Origin of the sequence: Sphingobium limneticum, assembly GCF_008710155.1 — a bacterium.
GTDB lineage: Bacteria > Pseudomonadota > Alphaproteobacteria > Sphingomonadales > Sphingomonadaceae > Sphingobium > Sphingobium limneticum.
The window spans coordinates 187841-202181 of record NZ_VYPZ01000007.1; the positions used below are offsets into that span (position 1 = coordinate 187841).

Genomic DNA, 14341 nt, shown 5'->3' on the forward strand with positions numbered 1-14341 from the left:
CGAAAGGGCAGGAAAGCGTCAGAAGGTGTAGCCGATACCCAGTGCGCCGACGAACTGGTTGCGCGATCCGGCGTCCGCGACGATCGGCGAATCCGCATATTTGCCCAGAACGCGGGAATAGCCGGCCACGCCGAATATCGCCCAGCCCTTGCGCAGGTCGCCCGACAGCGACTTGCCGGCCGAAAGGTTGACGTTCAGCCGCTTGAAGCCCGATCCGCCAGCCCGGTTGTAGACGTCCAGCCCGCTGGCCAGGCTCTCCTGCGGCGTGATGTCGAAATAATAGCGGCCATATTTCTTGCCGACATATTCCGCCGACACCGAAGCGCCCACGAACGTCGTCAGCGACAAGGGCGTGAAATATTCGATCGTGGGCGTCACGACATAGCTGCCATGCGCGCCCGCCACATCCTTGGTCACCGCCACGCGCGCCGACAGATTGTCATAATCGCTGGTGATCACCCCGGTCTTGCCGACGCCGACGAAGCCGCCGACCTCCACCGCCACGTCGCGCTTGCCCAGCGCACGCACGGCATCGTCGCGGATCGCCTTGCGGCTCGTGCGGTCCAGCCGGACATTGACCACCGGCCCCAGTTCGAAATCGACGCCCGTACCGGTCGGATCGGGGATGGCATCGACATAGAGCGCCGTGCCGCGCGTCCAGAAGGCGAAATCATGCACCTTGCCGCGTGCCTGCACCAACGGCATCACGCGATAATCGTCGGACCCTTCATAGCTGGGGATGGCCGCGATCCCGGCGCCGATGGTCAGCGTGCTATGCTGCTCCTCTTCCTGCGCCATGGCGGGCGCGACAAGCAGTTGGGCCACGACGAATGTCGCGGCCAGTCGGCAGCGGAAATGATCCATGATAGCCCTGTTTATGAAGATGCGTTCAGGGCCTAGAATGTTTCGAGGGGCTTAGCGGTTCCCCCGCCCCACAAGACGGCGGTGCATCACAGGAAATATTTCAGCGTGATCGCCTGCTCCACCGGCGCGCCCACGACCGGAAAACTGGCCGATTTGAAGCTGGGCGCGCCAAAGCGCAGCACCGGATTGCGGGAGAAACCCACGCCCTCGCGCGGAATGCCGGCAAAGGTGTCCAGCTTCCCATTGCCATTTTCGTCATGGATGATCGCGATGGCATAGTCGCCCGGCACCAGCGCGCCGAGCGGGATCGGCCCGTTTTTCACCGGCACGGCGAAATGGCGCTTCTCCGGATCCTTGGTGCAGTCGGGGAAGAAGGCCGCCGTGCGGGTCACGCACACCAATATCTGCCCCTTGGCCGATCGCAGCCCGTCCAGCGTCATGCCGATCGGCTGCGACTGCCCCGCCGGCGCCGCCGCCGTCAGTCCTGCCAGCGCCACTATCGGCACCCAAAATCCAGCCTTCACCCGCGCCCCTTCCTGAAATCGCCCAGACCTTTATCGGTGCCGCACAGCCGGTCCCAGACGCGGAAATAAAGCCCGTAATTGCAATTATACTGATCATGATGCCGCTGATGATGGGTCGCGGTGATCAGCCATCCGCCCAGCGGCCCGCGCACCATCCAGCGCGGGAACATCTCCCACCCCATATGATTGCTCACCCCCATGACGGTCATGATCGTCAGCACAGCGCCCAGCACGCCGACATGGATCGGGATCAGCAGCACCAGCACAGGAATCACGAAAGCCCCGGTCAGCGCTTCCCACGGATGGAAACTCATCGCCGCCCACGCCGTCGGCGGCCGGCTGGCATGATGCACCGCATGGGCGACACGAAACAGGCGCGGCCGGTGCATCCAGCGATGCGTCCAGTAGAACCAGGTGTCATGCAGCGCGAGATAGAGCAGCAGCGACACCGGCAACCACCAGAGCGGATAATCGCCGACCTGCTCATAGATGCGCGTCCATCCCCGCGCCTGCCAGCCCCAGGCGACCACGCCCGCCGGCACGCCATAGATCAGCGCGGACAGCAGCGACCAGCCGATCTCCCGCCCCATCTGCTTTTCCAGCCCGCGATACAGGCCCGGCTGCCTGATCCGCGTCGCCAGCGCAAAACCGCCGCTCGCCAACAGGTATCGCCCGCCGACAATGGCGCTCATCGCAAGAGCGGACAGGATGATGGCTGCGACCATGGCAGGGGCTATAGGCGCGGTTACGCGCGGGCGAAAGAAGAAGCAGCCCGCAAATCACACTCTGGACCCCGACCTTCGCCGGGGAACAGACATATCAGGTCCGCGGTCGCGCCTGCCGATAACTACCCAGCTGCCGCACCCATTTCGTATGGAATTCCAGCTCCGCCAGCGCGCGGTCGACCGCCGGGTCGCCCGGCATCCCCTCGATATCGCAGAAGAATTCGGTCGCGGCAAAACTCGCCCCGCGCTGATAGCTTTCCAGCTTGGTCATGTTGACCCCGTTGGTCGCAAAGCCGCCCATCGCCTTGTAGAGCGCGGCCGGGATATTCTTCACCTCGAACAGGAATGTCGTCATGACCGGCCCGACATTGGCGGTCGGCAGCTTGGGATCGCGCGCCAGCACCAGGAAGCGCGTCATATTGTCGTCGCTATCCTCGATATTCTCCGCGATCAGGCGCAGACCGTACAATTCCGCCGCCAGATAGGGCGCGATCGCCCCTTCGCCGGGCGTGCGCGTTTCCGCCACCAGCGCCGCCGCGCCCGCCGTATCGGCATAGGCGACCGGCTGAATGCCCCGTTCGCGCAGATAATGGCGGCATTGGCCCAGCGCCTGCGGATGGCTGATCGCGCTCTTCACCGGGCTGTTGTCCGGCGCCATCAGGCAATGGCGGATGCGCAGAAAATATTCGTCGATGATCGACAGGCCCGATTCGGGCAGCAGGAAATGCATGTCCGCCACGCGCCCGTGCAGGCTGTTTTCGATCGGGATGATCGCCCGCGCCGCCAGGCCGCTGCGCACCGCGTCGATCGCGTCCTCGAACGCGAAACAGGGCAGCGGCACGCAATCGGGGGCGTAGCCGAGCGCCGCCAGATGCGAATTGGCGCCGGGCGCGCCCTGATAGGCGACGGCGCGGGTCGGATCGATCGCGGCCTTGGCGGCAAGGTCGGCGACGATCGCGCGGGCGGGGGCGGGATAATTTTCCATGGATGCCCGCGCGCTTAGGATTTCCCCCGTCCCCGCGCAAGTATCGGCACGCCCTTCCATGACAATAGGGATGAACCCGGCTTGCGCCTGCGCGTATCCCCCATTATGGCAACCCACAAGAGGGGGCGCGGAAGACAGCCGCCATAACAATAAGGCAAGGGAAGTCTGGCGAGATGAGCGATCGTTTCAATACCGCAGCGGGTTGGGCGTTGTTTGCAGGGATCGTAGCGCTAGGCGGCGCGATCGTAAGCTCCAAGATTTTCCACGAAGAACGGCCCGAAAAGATGGGCTATGCCATCGAAGGCGTCGAAGCAGAGGGTGAAGCCGGCGCGGCCAGCGGCCCCGGCCTCAACACCCTGCTCGCCAGCGCGGACGTCGCCGCCGGTGAAAAGGTCTTCGCCAAATGCGCCGCCTGCCACACCGTCAACCAGGGCGGCGCCAACGGCATCGGCCCCAATCTCTACGCTACGGTCGGTGAGGAAATCGGCCATGGCAAGGCCGGCTTCGCCTTCTCCGAAGCACTCAAGGGCAAGGGCGGCAGCTGGACCTTCGAAGCGCTGGATCACTGGCTGAAAAGCCCGCGCGAATTTGCCCCCGGCACCAAGATGACCTTCGCCGGCCTCGGCAATCCGGCCGATCGCGCCAACCTCATCGCCTGGCTGAACACGCAGGGGTCCAACCTGCCGCTGCCGGCCGCCGACGCGGCCCCGGCCGCTGCGGAAGGCGCGAATGCCGCCGAAGCCGGCAACGCAGCCAATGCTGCCGCCCCGGCCGAAAACGCCGCCAACGCCAGCGAGTAAGCGGCAATCGCCGGCAACATTGATATACGCGATCTGACGGGCGCGGCACTGGTTGCCGCGCTCGATTCATTGGCGCAGCTGCGCATCGCCGTCTTCCGCGACTATCCCTATCTCTACGAAGGCAGCGGCGGTTATGAACGCGGCTATCTGACCGCCTATGCGCAAAGTCCGGGCGCGCTGATCGCTGGCGCTTTCGCACAGGTGGACGGGCGCGAACAGCTGGTCGGTGCCGCCACCGCCGCCCCCATGGCCGATCACGCCGCCGCCTTCGCCGAACCCTTCCGCGCACGCGGCATGGATATCGGCAATATCTATTATTTCGGGGAATCGGTGCTGCTGCCGCAATGGCGCGGCCATGGCGTCGGCCACGCCTTTTTCGACCGCCGCGAAGCCAAGGCCCGCGAACTGGGCTTTGCCATGGCCAGCTTCTGCGCCGTGATCCGCCCCACCGACCACCCGGCCCGCCCGGCGGACTACAGCCCGCTCGACCCCTTTTGGCATAAACGCGGCTATGCGCCCGTCGATGGCCTGATCGGCCATTTCAACTGGAAGGAACCGGGCGAAGAGGCCGCCAGCGACCACGCCATGCAATTCTGGGTGAAGACGCTTTAGAATCTTCGAAAGGCCCCACGGCCTTCACGCTAGACTTTTTTGGCGGCATGGAATCGGCTCAGAGCGGCGTCACTCCCGCCAAGCCTTACACAAACGCGCCTTGGCTTTTCCGTTCCCCGGCGCAGGCCGGGGCCCACTATTACCGCTCCGCCACCAGCAGCTTGTCGATCTTGCGCCCGTCCATGTCGACGATTTCGAATCGCCATCCCTGATCGTCGATATAGTCGCCGACCTCCGGCAGTCGCCGCATCAGCCACAGCGCATGGCCCGCCACGGTCGCATAGTCGCGGTCCTCCGACAGGTCGATGCCGATCCGCTCGGCCAGCTGGTCGATCGGCATCTGCCCCGACACCAGCAGGCTGCCATCCTCCCGCTCGACCATGTCCGGCTCGTCATAGGCGTCGCGGTCGGACGCGAAATGGCCGGCGATCGCCGACAGCAGATCCGCCGGGGTCACGATCCCTTCGAAATGGCCATATTCGTCATGCACCATCACCATCGGCACGTCGGACCGGCGCAGCACTTCCAGCGCATCCATCGCATCGACCTGATCGGGCACGACCTCCGCCCGGCGCATCAGGCTTTCCAGATTGAGCGCCTCGCCCCGGAACAGCGCGGTCATGATGTCGCGCGCCTGGACGATACCGATAATATCCTCCACCGACCCGCGCCCCACCGGCAGGCGGGTGTGCGGCGTTTCCAGCAAGCGGCTGCGGATGGTGGCTTCGTCGGCGGCGATATCGATCCAGTCGACATCCATGCGCTGCGTCATCACCTCGCGCACCGGTCGGTCGGCCAGCCGCACGACGCCCGAAATGATCGCCCGCTCGCTTTCCTCGATCACGCCGGACTTGCTCGCCTCGGCGACGATCAGGTGCAGCTCCTCGGCGGTGACATGGCTTTCCGATTCGCGATCCAGTCGCAACAGCTTGAAGATCAGGCTGCTCGACCCGTCCAATATCCACACGATCGGGGCGGTCAGCTTCGCCAGCCATTGCATCGGCACGGCGACCAGCACCGCGATCGGCTCCGGCGCCCGCAGCGCGAACTGCTTGGGCACCAATTCGCCCACGATTAGCGACGCATAGGTGGTCAGGCCGATCACCAGCGCGAAACCGGCATTTTCCGCCAGATTGGGCGCCAGGCCCAGCATCTGCATGCGTTCGCCCACCGGCCCGCCCAGGCTGGCACCCGAATAGGCGCCCGTGCCGATGCCGATCAGGGTGATGCCGATCTGCACCGTGGACAGGAACCGCCCCGGATCGGCCGCCAGCGCCAGCGCAGCCTTCGCCCCGCTGCGCCCCGCCTTCTCCATCGCCTGCAAGCGCGGCTTGCGCGCCGATACGATGGCCAGTTCGGACATGGCAAAGACACCATTGAGCGCAACAAGCGCCAGGATGATGACAAGGTCTGCCCAGGGGAAGGGCGTCGGATTGAGGGGGGGGATCGTGGCCATGGTGGTCAACTACCTCCTATAACCGCTATTCTTTCAATTTCACAACATCGCCATCATCATCGGTTCAGTTCGCATGTGGAACAAACGCTTTCGTTCGGCCATTAAGGGTTAGATTCGGCCCCGAACGGACGAAAAGACAAGGGAACAGGACCATGAGGATTTCTCACCGCATCATCGGCGCCGCAGGCCTTGCCGCCATGCTCGCCACCACCGCCTGCACCACCGACCCCGAAACCGGTCAGCGCAGCATATCGAAGGCGGCGATCGGCGGCATCGGCGGCGCGCTGGGCGGCTATCTGCTGGGCGATCTGGTCGGCGGTCGCAACGACCGTACGGAGAAGATTCTGGGCGCGGGCATCGGCGCGGTCGCTGGCGCCGGCATCGGCGCCTATATGGACGCCCAGGAACGCAAGCTGCGCGAAGAAACTGCCGGCAGCGGCGTGGACGTGATTCGCGACGGCGACAATCTGCTGCTGCGCATGCCCTCGGGCATCACCTTCGCCTACAACAAGTCGGATGTTCAGCCGCAATTCCAGCCGACGCTGAACGACGTCGCCTCGGTCCTGTCGCAATATCCCAAAACCTATATCGACGTGTACGGCCATACCGACAGCGATGGCGCGGACGCCTATAACCAGACCCTGTCCGAACGCCGCGCCCAGTCGGTCGCCACCTATCTTGTGAGCAAGGGCGTCCAGTCCGCCCGCATCGGCACCCGCGGCTTTGGCGAGACGCAGCCGATCGCATCCAACGCGACCGAAGAAGGCAAGGCCGCCAACCGCCGCGTCGAAATCAAGATCGCCCCGGTAACGGAAGCCGATGTGAAGGGGTAATGCTCAGCTGTCATCTCGACAAAGAGCGGGATGACAGCTTCACCCGATATCAGTCTAATAAATTATCCGTTCGTCCTGAGTAGCCATTGAGCAAAGTCGAAATGGCGTATCGAAGGGTCATGCCCAGCGCGTGATGCTTCGATACGAGGCTTCGACAAGCTCAGCCCCTACTCAGCACGAACGGTGTAAGATCCAGCTTCAAAAACTCGCCTTCAACCCGTCGATCACGAACTGCGCCGCCAGCGCCGCCAGCAGCACGCCCAGCAGCCGGGTAATCACCGCCTCGATCTTGCGCCCCAGCAGCGCCATCAGCGGTCCCGCCGCCAGCAGCGACCCCAGCATCAGCAACAACGTCACCAGCATCGCGCCCAGCACCACCATGCGCTGCGCCATGCCATCGGCGCGCGACATCAGCAGCATGACCGTCGCGATGGACCCCGGCCCGGCAATCATCGGCATCGCCATCGGGAACACGGAGACATCCTCCACCTCCGGCGTTTCGGCGATCTTCTGCGCCCGGTCCTCGCGCCGTTCGGTCCGCTTCTCGAACACCATGTCCATCGCGATCAGGAACAGCATGATGCCGCCCGCGATGCGGAAACTGTCGAGCGCGATGCCCAGCGTGCCGAGCAGCTGCTTGCCCCACAGGGCGAACACGAACAGGATCGCGGCGGCGATGCAGACGGCCCGGATCGCCATCGCCCGCCGCTGCACCGCATTGGCGCCCGTGGTCAGGCTGGCATAGATGGGCGCGCAGCCCGGCGGATCGATCACCACGAACAGCGTGATGAACGCGGAAATGAACAATTCGATCATGATCCGGCCTTCACTCTATCGTCGATCACGGTTTGATAATCATTGCCCGTCCACATCCGCACGCTGACATGGCGGCTGCCGTCGGTCGCCACATCGGCGCTCCAGACCAGGCTCTCGTCGGGCGGCGGTGGAGGCGCATCGCCCTTCTTGGGTTTGCCAGCGGGCGGCGACGCTATCGGCGCGCTCTCCGACCGCTTGCAGGTCGCGACTTTGCCGGTCAGAAATTCCGGCGCCTCCCGCGCCACGCTCAGCGTGTCGCCATGGTCCATGATCCATTGCCAGCGCCCCTTCTTGTCGCGCCGCCAGATGGTCGTGAAATAGCCGACCGATCCGTCCGGCCGCTTCCAGTTGCCGGTGCTGGCGGCCAGATCGCCACCGCACGACACATAGACGATGGATGGCGCCCAGCTGACCGATGCCGCCGGATTGGCCTGCTTCCTCAGCCAATCCTTCGCCACCACCTTCTGCGGCACGAACATCACGGCGTCGTCTGCGGCGGTCTGGGCGAAGGCGGTCCATTGCCCCTTGTCCTGCGCCAGCCGGTTGAAGGCGATCTCCGCCGCGATCACGCTGCTGGGATCGGGCTGGAAGCGCAGTGGCGGGCGCGCGGAAACGGGCGCGGCGACCAACATCGCCGCACCGAAAATCAGCAGCGTCCGCCGCGCCTTCACAGGTCCGCCGGCTTGGCCAGGCCAGCGCGCGCATGCGCCGCGACCAGCGTGTTGCGCAGCAGCACGGCGATGGTCATCGGCCCGACGCCGCCCGGCACCGGGGTGATGGCGCGGACATGGGCCAGCGCTTCGGCCGTCGCCACGTCGCCCACGATCCGGCTCTTGCCATCCTCGCCATCGGCGATGCGGTTGATGCCGACATCGATCACGGTCGCGCCCGGCTTGATCCATTCGCCCTTGACCATCTCGGCCCGACCCACGGCAGCGACGACGATGTCGGCGCGATGCACGACGCTGGCCAGGTCGCGGGTCCGGCTATGCGCGATCGTCACCGTCGCGCTTTCGGCCAGCAACAGCTGCGCCATCGGCTTGCCGACGATGTTCGACCGGCCCACCACCACGGCTTCCAGCCCCGACAGGTCGCCCAGTTCATCCTTCAACAGCATGATGCAGCCCAGCGGCGTGCAGGGCACCAGCGCCTCCTGCCCCGTCGCCAACAGCCCCGAATTGACGACATGGAAGCCATCGACATCCTTGGCCGGGTCGATCGCCCCGATCACGGCGGCTTCATCGATATGTTTGGGCAGCGGCAGCTGAACCAAGATGCCGTCGACCCGCTCGTCCTGATTCAACTCCTCGATCAGGTCGAGCAGATCCTCTTCGCCGATGCTGTCGGGCCGCTTGAATTCGAAGCTTTCCATGCCGGCCGCGACCGTCATCTTGCCCTTGGACCGGACATAGACGCTGCTTGCCGGATCTTCACCCACCAACACCACCGCCAGCCCCGGCTTGCGACCCGTCGCCTCGACGAAGCCGGCGACGCCGTCGGCCACCTTGTCGCGCAGGGTTGCGGCAAAGGCCTTGCCGTCGATGATCTTGCCGATGGTCATGTCTGTTCTACCCATGTTGCAATAAGGGCGGTCAGGCGCGCCTGTGCCCCGCCGCCGCCGATAATCCGCAACCGCTTTAGCCGGTTGGTATCGCCCGATTCCAGCAAAATCGCGCTGCGCGGCCAATCCAGCCGTTTCGCCAGCAACGCGATCAGCGCATCATTGGCCCGGCCCTTTTCGGGCACGGCCCGTACGCGAGCGGACAGCCACCGCGCGCCCTGCGCATCGGTCCAGTCGCCGCCAATCGCCTCTTTCGCCGATCCCGGCGTCAACCGGACGCTCAGCAGCAGGTCGTCACCACCCGCACTCCAGACAGCGTTCAGGCCAGACAGCGCTCAGGCCACCGCCCGCATCAGCGCCGCGAACAGATTCTCACGCACCGGCCCTTGCAGGATGATGATTGCCAGCAGCACCACCATCGGCGCCAGATCCAGCGCGCCCAGATCCGGCATGAACTTGCGCACCGGGCGGTAAAGCGGCTCGGTCATCCGATCGAGCGCATAGAGGCCGTTGCGGACATATTCGTTGGAGGTGTTGATCACGTTGAACACGATCAGCCAGCTCAGCACCGCCTGTACGATGATGATCCACCAGATCGCTTCCAGCACGATATAGACGATGCCGTTCAAGGCGTTGAGAAATTCGAACAAGCTACCGGCCTTCCATGCTGCGCTGCCGCGAATGTGACGCTGTATCTAGCGGTGGGGCGCCGCCGGGACAAGCATCCGACGCACGCTTATTCTAGCAACGACAGGTCAGCCCGTCGGCATCGTACCGGGACGGATATGGCCGAACATGTGCGCCACATAGTCCGCCTTGCCCAGCGACACACCCTGCGCGCGCAGGATCGCATAAGCGGTCATGACATGGAAATAGAATTGGGACAGCGTCCAGTCCCGCGCATATTCTTCCGCGGTCAGGTCCAGGATGATGCCGTTGGGCAGCGCATGCGCGATCGCCGTACCGGCAGCCCCGTCCAGCGCATCGCCCGACAGGCTTTGCAGCAAGGCGACGGCCTCATCGATCCGCGCCTTCGCCGTCGCGATCGATCCAGGCTGCTCCCCCGCATCGCGCCCTTCGTTCAATAGCGCGTCCAGATAGGCGGGAAACGCCTTGCCCTGCAACCGATGCACCGCCTCATGCGCCTGCACGCAGGCGAAGCGGATTTGCGTCGCCAGCGGATACATGTCGGGCGCCAGCCGCGCCGACAGCAACGCCTCGGCGTCGGCGGCGGGCAATTGCCCCTGCGCCTTGTCCAGCCAGCCCGACAGCGAACCCAGCATCTGGATATAGGTCGGAACGATCAGCGCGGTCAGCGTCATATGTAGCCCTTATTTCCGCACCAGCGTACCGGCACCCTGATCGGTAAAGATTTCCAGCAGCATCGCATGGGGCACCCGGCCGTCCAGGATGACGGCGGCGTCCACCCCGCCTTCGACCGCGCGGACGCAGGTTTCCAGCTTGGGGATCATGCCGCCGCTGATCGTGCCGTCATTCTGCAATATCTCGATCGCGGCCGGGTCCAGGTCGCTCAGCAACTGGCCCTGCTTGTCCAGCACGCCCGCCACATCGGTCAGCAGGAAGAAGCGCGACGCCTTCAGCTCCGCCGCGATCGCACCCGCCATCGTGTCCGCATTCACATTATAGGTATGGCCGTCGATGCCGATCCCCACCGGCGCGACCACCGGAATGATGCCGGCCTGCGCCAGCGTGTCCAGAATGCGGCGATCGACCGCCACCGGATCGCCGACGAAGCCCAGGTCGACATTGCGCTCGATCCCCGAATTGGGGTCCGCCTCGCGCTTACCCGCGACCTTCTCGCACAGGACCAGGCCCCCGTCCTTGCCCGAAATGCCGACAGCACGGCCACCCGCACCAGCGATCCAGGCAACGATTTCCTTGTTGATGGACCCGGCCAGCACCATTTCGGCGATCTTGGCGGTTTCGGCGTCGGTCACGCGCAGACCGCCGATAAACTGCGATTCGACGCCCAGCTTCTTGAGCATCGCGCCGATCTGCGGCCCGCCGCCATGGACGACGACGACATTGATGCCCACCGCCTTCATCAGCACGACATCCTCGGCGAAATCGCGCGCCGCTTCGGGGTCGCCCATCGCATGGCCGCCATATTTGACGACGAAGGTCTTGCCGGCATATCGCTGCATATAGGGCAGCGCCTCGACAAGGGTTTCTGCCTTCGCGAGGAGCGCGGGATCGGGAGCGTGCTTGCTGTTCATGCGCGCGCGCATACGGCCTTATGGCCGCCGCCGCAAGTTAACGGTCGAGCTTGCGCCCCAACGATACCGCCAGCGCGATGAGCGGCGGCACCAAAATGATCGACAGGATCACCTTGGCAATCATCTGCCCGACCATCAGGTCCATGATCGGCCGTTCGCCCAGGAAAGAAATGGTGATGAACAGCAGCGTATCGACGATCTGCGATACGACGCTGGCGATCATGCCGCGCAGCCACACCAGCTTGCCCTCGCCCCGCGCCAGCTTGGAGAAGATGAAGACGTTCAGCGTCTGGGACGTGCCATAGGAAATGAGGCCCGCCAGCATCATCCGCGATCCCTGCCCCACCACGATCGGGAAGGCGTCGACCGCAGGCGGATACATGCCCGGATCATGGGGCAGCGCGATGACGATATGGATCAGCGCCGCCGATACCAGCAGCGGCACGAAACCCAACCGCACCAGCGCCGTCGCCGTCTTTTGCCCGTGAAGCTCCGACACCGCGCTCGACAGGATCACCAGCAACAGGAAGGCGAAGATCCCCGCCTCCACCGCCAATGGCCCGAGCGCCACCTGCTTCACCCCCAACACACCGGCCATGCAGACCATGCCGCCATAGAGGATGGAGAAGACGAAGAGCGAACGGCTGATGGGCGCGGGCGAAGCAGTCATCGGCTGCCCTTACCGACATTTATGCGGCGGGGGAAGATGGCGGACGGCACGATGAAGCGGCTGGTCCGATTTGCCCTTGGCGGCCGCCTGACGCTTGGCCTATCCCTCCACCCCATGAAAAAATCGCTGACGCTTCGCTCCGCCCTCATGGCCATCGCCATCGCTTCCACCCCCGCCCTCATCGCTGCCGCGCCGGCCACTACCGACGATCCCTTCCTCTGGCTGGAGGATATCGAAGGGGCCAAGGCGATCGCCCAGGTCGAACAGTGGAATGGGCAGACCGACCGGCTGCTGCGCGCCGCGCCGACCTTCGAACGGGATCGCGCCCGCGCCCGCGCCATCCTGGACGATGAAAGCCAGATCGCCCTGCCCGACCGGGTGATGGGCGACCGCGTCACCAACCTGTGGCGCGACGCCAAAAATCCGCGCGGCCTCTGGCGCTCCAGCGACCTCGCCTCCTATCTTGCGGGCAAGCCGAACTGGAAGACGATCATCGACGTCGATGCGCTGGGCAAGGCGGAGGGCAAGAGCTGGGTCTGGCACAATGCCGACTGCCTTGCCCCCGATTATAGCCGCTGCCTCGTCTCGCTCAGCCCCGGCGGCACCGACGCCGATGTCGTGCGCGAATTCGACCTGACCACCGGCCAGTTCGTGAAGGACGGCTTCGCCCTGCCCGAAGCCAAGAGCAATGTCGCCTGGGCGGATCGGGACACGCTGCTGGTCGCGACCGATTATGGCGCCGGCACGCTCACCGATTCGGGCTATCCCCGTCAGGTCAAGCGCTGGAAGCGCGGCACGCCGCTATCGGCCGCCACGCTGGTCAAGGAAGGCGTCGCCGCCGACATTTCCGTCCGTCCCCGCGCGGAGCAGGATGGCGACCGCCGCTGGACCTTCATCGACCGGGGCCTCAGCTTCTATGCCAGCGAGCTTTATGTAGAGGGCACAGGTGGCAAGCTGGTCCGCACGCCCCTTCCCGAAACTGCCGATTTCCGCGGTCTGTTCGACGGCCAGATGATCGTGCTGCTGAACGATCCGCTGGGCGACATCCCCGCCGGATCGCTCGTCTCCTGGCCCATCGCGGACGTCGCGGCGGGCAAGGCCGGCGCCCCGCAACTCGTGCTCAAACCCACCGCGACGACCGTGGTGGAGGAAGTGCGCGCCACCGACCATATCCTCTGGGTCAAGCAGTTGGACAATGTATCGGGCGCACTGCTCGCCATGACCCGCGACGCTGCGACCGGCCGCTGGACCAGCCGCCCGGTCCCGCTCGCCGACAAGGCGACGGTCCATCTGGTCGGCACGGCCGACAGTCAGGACATGGTATTCGCCTCGTTCGAAGGGATGTTGACCCCGCCCAGCCTGATGGCGGCCGGCGCATCCGGCCCGGCCCGCACCGTGCAGCAATTGCCCGCCCGCTTCGACGCCAGCCAGTTCACCGTCGAACAGCGTTTCGCCACGTCGAAAGACGGCACCCGCATCCCCTATTTCCTCGCCCGCAAGAAGGGGGTGAAGGGCCCGGTCCCCGCCTTCATCCATGCCTATGGCGGCTTCCGCGCGGCGCAGACGCCCGCCTATCTCACCACCGAACCCTATCGCGCCGGGCCGCTCGGCCTGTTCTGGGTGGAGGATGGCAATGCCTATGTCCTCGCCAACATCCGGGGTGGCGGCGAATATGGCCCGACCTGGCATCAGGCCGCGCTGCGCGAAAAGCGCCAGAACGCCTTCGACGATCTTGCCGCCGTGGCGGAGGATCTGGTGAAGACCGGCGTGTCGATGAAGGGGCGTATCGGCATTTCCGGCCGGTCCAATGGCGGCGTATTGGTCGGCGCGGCGATGACGCAGCGCCCGGACCTTTATGGCGCCGTCATCGCCGGATCGCCGCTGGAGGATATGAAACGCTATTCGCACCTCTCGGCCGGCGCCTCCTGGGTCGCGGAGTTCGGTGATCCGGACAAACCTTCCGACTGGGCCTTTCTCTCCAAATGGTCGCCCTATCAGAATGTGAAGACCGGCGTGCATTATCCGCCCGCCTTCTTCTACCTGTCGACCAAGGACGACCGGGTCCATCCCGGCCACGCCCGCAAGATGGCGGCAAAACTGATGGGCACCGGCAGCACCGTCTATTATCATGAATATCGGGAAGGCGGCCATTCGGTCGGCGCCGACCATGCCGAAGACGCCGTGCGCGCCGCCCTGCTCCACGCCTTCCTGACGAAGGAACTGGTGGACGCAAAAAAGAAGTGACCGGAAACGGGGCG

Annotated in this window: 17 protein-coding genes; 4 read left to right on the forward strand and 13 right to left on the reverse strand. The window is 65.0% G+C overall.

The annotated features are described in order from the left end of the window. Positions 1-18: 18 nt before the first annotated feature. The 4 genes from F4U94_RS11240 to F4U94_RS11255 form a co-directional block, all read right to left on the reverse strand. Complete coding sequence (locus F4U94_RS11240) at positions 19-864, reverse strand: MipA/OmpV family protein (RefSeq protein ID WP_120250861.1); 846 nt, start codon at positions 862-864, stop codon at positions 19-21. 86 nt (positions 865-950) lie between these two features. Next, positions 951-1304 (reverse strand): DUF2141 domain-containing protein, encoded by a 354-nt coding sequence (locus F4U94_RS11245; protein ID WP_120252168.1) that lies wholly within the window; start codon positions 1302-1304, stop codon positions 951-953. Between the two features lie 80 nt (positions 1305-1384). Beyond that, positions 1385-2113 carry a sterol desaturase family protein gene (locus F4U94_RS11250; protein WP_120250862.1) on the reverse strand — a complete coding sequence of 243 codons (729 nt, stop codon included), beginning with the start codon at positions 2111-2113 and terminating at the stop codon, positions 1385-1387. 94 nt (positions 2114-2207) lie between these two features. Continuing rightward, a complete protein-coding gene (locus F4U94_RS11255) occupies positions 2208-3098 on the reverse strand; it encodes a prephenate dehydratase (RefSeq protein WP_120250863.1) in 891 nt (296 codons plus the stop codon). 173 nt (positions 3099-3271) lie between these two features. On the opposite strand from F4U94_RS11255, the gene F4U94_RS11260 reads away from it, so the two are divergent. Further along, positions 3272-3898, forward strand: coding sequence for a c-type cytochrome (locus tag F4U94_RS11260; protein WP_120250864.1), 627 nt, complete (start codon positions 3272-3274; stop codon positions 3896-3898). Between the two features lie 33 nt (positions 3899-3931). Beyond that, positions 3932-4510, forward strand: a complete 579-nt coding sequence (locus F4U94_RS11265; RefSeq protein ID WP_120250865.1) for a GNAT family N-acetyltransferase — start codon at positions 3932-3934, stop codon at positions 4508-4510. Positions 4511-4649: 139 nt separating this feature from the next. On the opposite strand, the gene F4U94_RS11270 is transcribed toward F4U94_RS11265, so the two are convergent. Further along, positions 4650-5966: a hemolysin family protein gene (locus tag F4U94_RS11270; protein WP_120252169.1), complete on the reverse strand. Its 1317-nt coding sequence runs from the start codon at positions 5964-5966 to the stop codon at positions 4650-4652. Positions 5967-6118: 152 nt separating this feature from the next. Here F4U94_RS11270 and F4U94_RS11275 point away from each other — a divergent pair, with 152 nt between their 5' ends. Further along, a complete protein-coding gene (locus F4U94_RS11275) occupies positions 6119-6799 on the forward strand; it encodes a YiaD family glycine zipper/OmpA-like lipoprotein (protein WP_120250866.1) in 681 nt (226 codons plus the stop codon). A gap of 198 nt (positions 6800-6997) precedes the next feature. Here the strand turns inward: F4U94_RS11275 and F4U94_RS11280 are convergent, their stop codons facing one another. The 8 genes from F4U94_RS11280 to F4U94_RS11315 all read right to left on the reverse strand — a co-directional run bounded on the left by F4U94_RS11280 (position 6998) and on the right by F4U94_RS11315 (position 12083). Then, a complete protein-coding gene (locus F4U94_RS11280; RefSeq protein WP_120250867.1) occupies positions 6998-7615 on the reverse strand; it encodes a MarC family protein in 618 nt (205 codons plus the stop codon). After that, positions 7612-8286, reverse strand: coding sequence for a YybH family protein (locus F4U94_RS11285; protein ID WP_170271928.1), 675 nt, complete (start codon positions 8284-8286; stop codon positions 7612-7614). Before F4U94_RS11285 ends, F4U94_RS11280 begins: the two co-directional genes overlap by 4 nt. Continuing rightward, entirely contained in the window at positions 8283-9176 is an 894-nt protein-coding gene (gene folD, locus F4U94_RS11290; RefSeq protein ID WP_120250868.1) for a bifunctional methylenetetrahydrofolate dehydrogenase/methenyltetrahydrofolate cyclohydrolase FolD, read from the reverse strand. Before folD ends, F4U94_RS11285 begins: the two co-directional genes overlap by 4 nt. After that, positions 9173-9499 carry a DUF167 domain-containing protein gene (locus F4U94_RS11295; protein WP_120250869.1) on the reverse strand — a complete coding sequence of 109 codons (327 nt, stop codon included), beginning with the start codon at positions 9497-9499 and terminating at the stop codon, positions 9173-9175. The genes folD and F4U94_RS11295 overlap by 4 nt, the downstream gene beginning before the upstream one ends. Positions 9500-9511: 12 nt before the next feature. Next, on the reverse strand, positions 9512-9826 hold the full coding sequence (locus F4U94_RS11300) for a YggT family protein (RefSeq protein WP_120250870.1): 315 nt from the start codon (positions 9824-9826) through the stop codon (positions 9512-9514). A 105-nt stretch (positions 9827-9931) separates the two neighbouring features. Further along, positions 9932-10498, reverse strand: coding sequence for a DUF1993 domain-containing protein (locus F4U94_RS11305; protein ID WP_120250871.1), 567 nt, complete (start codon positions 10496-10498; stop codon positions 9932-9934). 9 nt (positions 10499-10507) lie between these two features. Then, entirely contained in the window at positions 10508-11425 is a 918-nt protein-coding gene (gene argB, locus F4U94_RS11310; RefSeq protein ID WP_120250872.1) for an acetylglutamate kinase, read from the reverse strand. Between the two features lie 25 nt (positions 11426-11450). Then, positions 11451-12083 (reverse strand): queuosine precursor transporter, encoded by a 633-nt coding sequence (locus F4U94_RS11315; RefSeq protein ID WP_120250873.1) that lies wholly within the window; start codon positions 12081-12083, stop codon positions 11451-11453. A gap of 114 nt (positions 12084-12197) precedes the next feature. Here F4U94_RS11315 and F4U94_RS11320 point away from each other — a divergent pair, with 114 nt between their 5' ends. Beyond that, a complete protein-coding gene (locus F4U94_RS11320) occupies positions 12198-14327 on the forward strand; it encodes a prolyl oligopeptidase family serine peptidase (RefSeq protein WP_120252171.1) in 2130 nt (709 codons plus the stop codon). Positions 14328-14341 lie beyond the last annotated feature (14 nt).

Coding starts and splice junctions, on each gene's coding strand:
- F4U94_RS11245 (WP_120252168.1), bottom strand. CDS start 1,304: ATGACGCTGGACGGGCTGCGATCGGCCAAGGGGCAGATATTGGTGTGC.
- F4U94_RS11280 (WP_120250867.1), bottom strand. CDS start 7,615: ATGATCGAATTGTTCATTTCCGCGTTCATCACGCTGTTCGTGGTGATC.
- F4U94_RS11275 (WP_120250866.1), top strand. CDS start 6,119: ATGAGGATTTCTCACCGCATCATCGGCGCCGCAGGCCTTGCCGCCATG.
- F4U94_RS11260 (WP_120250864.1), top strand. CDS start 3,272: ATGAGCGATCGTTTCAATACCGCAGCGGGTTGGGCGTTGTTTGCAGGG.
- F4U94_RS11270 (WP_120252169.1), bottom strand. CDS start 5,966: ATGGCCACGATCCCCCCCCTCAATCCGACGCCCTTCCCCTGGGCAGAC.
- argB (WP_120250872.1), bottom strand. CDS start 11,425: ATGCGCGCGCGCATGAACAGCAAGCACGCTCCCGATCCCGCGCTCCTC.
- F4U94_RS11240 (WP_120250861.1), bottom strand. CDS start 864: ATGGATCATTTCCGCTGCCGACTGGCCGCGACATTCGTCGTGGCCCAA.
- F4U94_RS11320 (WP_120252171.1), top strand. CDS start 12,198: ATGAAAAAATCGCTGACGCTTCGCTCCGCCCTCATGGCCATCGCCATC.
- F4U94_RS11305 (WP_120250871.1), bottom strand. CDS start 10,498: ATGACGCTGACCGCGCTGATCGTTCCGACCTATATCCAGATGCTGGGT.
- F4U94_RS11255 (WP_120250863.1), bottom strand. CDS start 3,098: ATGGAAAATTATCCCGCCCCCGCCCGCGCGATCGTCGCCGACCTTGCC.
- F4U94_RS11315 (WP_120250873.1), bottom strand. CDS start 12,083: ATGACTGCTTCGCCCGCGCCCATCAGCCGTTCGCTCTTCGTCTTCTCC.
- F4U94_RS11250 (WP_120250862.1), bottom strand. CDS start 2,113: ATGGTCGCAGCCATCATCCTGTCCGCTCTTGCGATGAGCGCCATTGTC.
- folD (WP_120250868.1), bottom strand. CDS start 9,176: ATGACCATCGGCAAGATCATCGACGGCAAGGCCTTTGCCGCAACCCTG.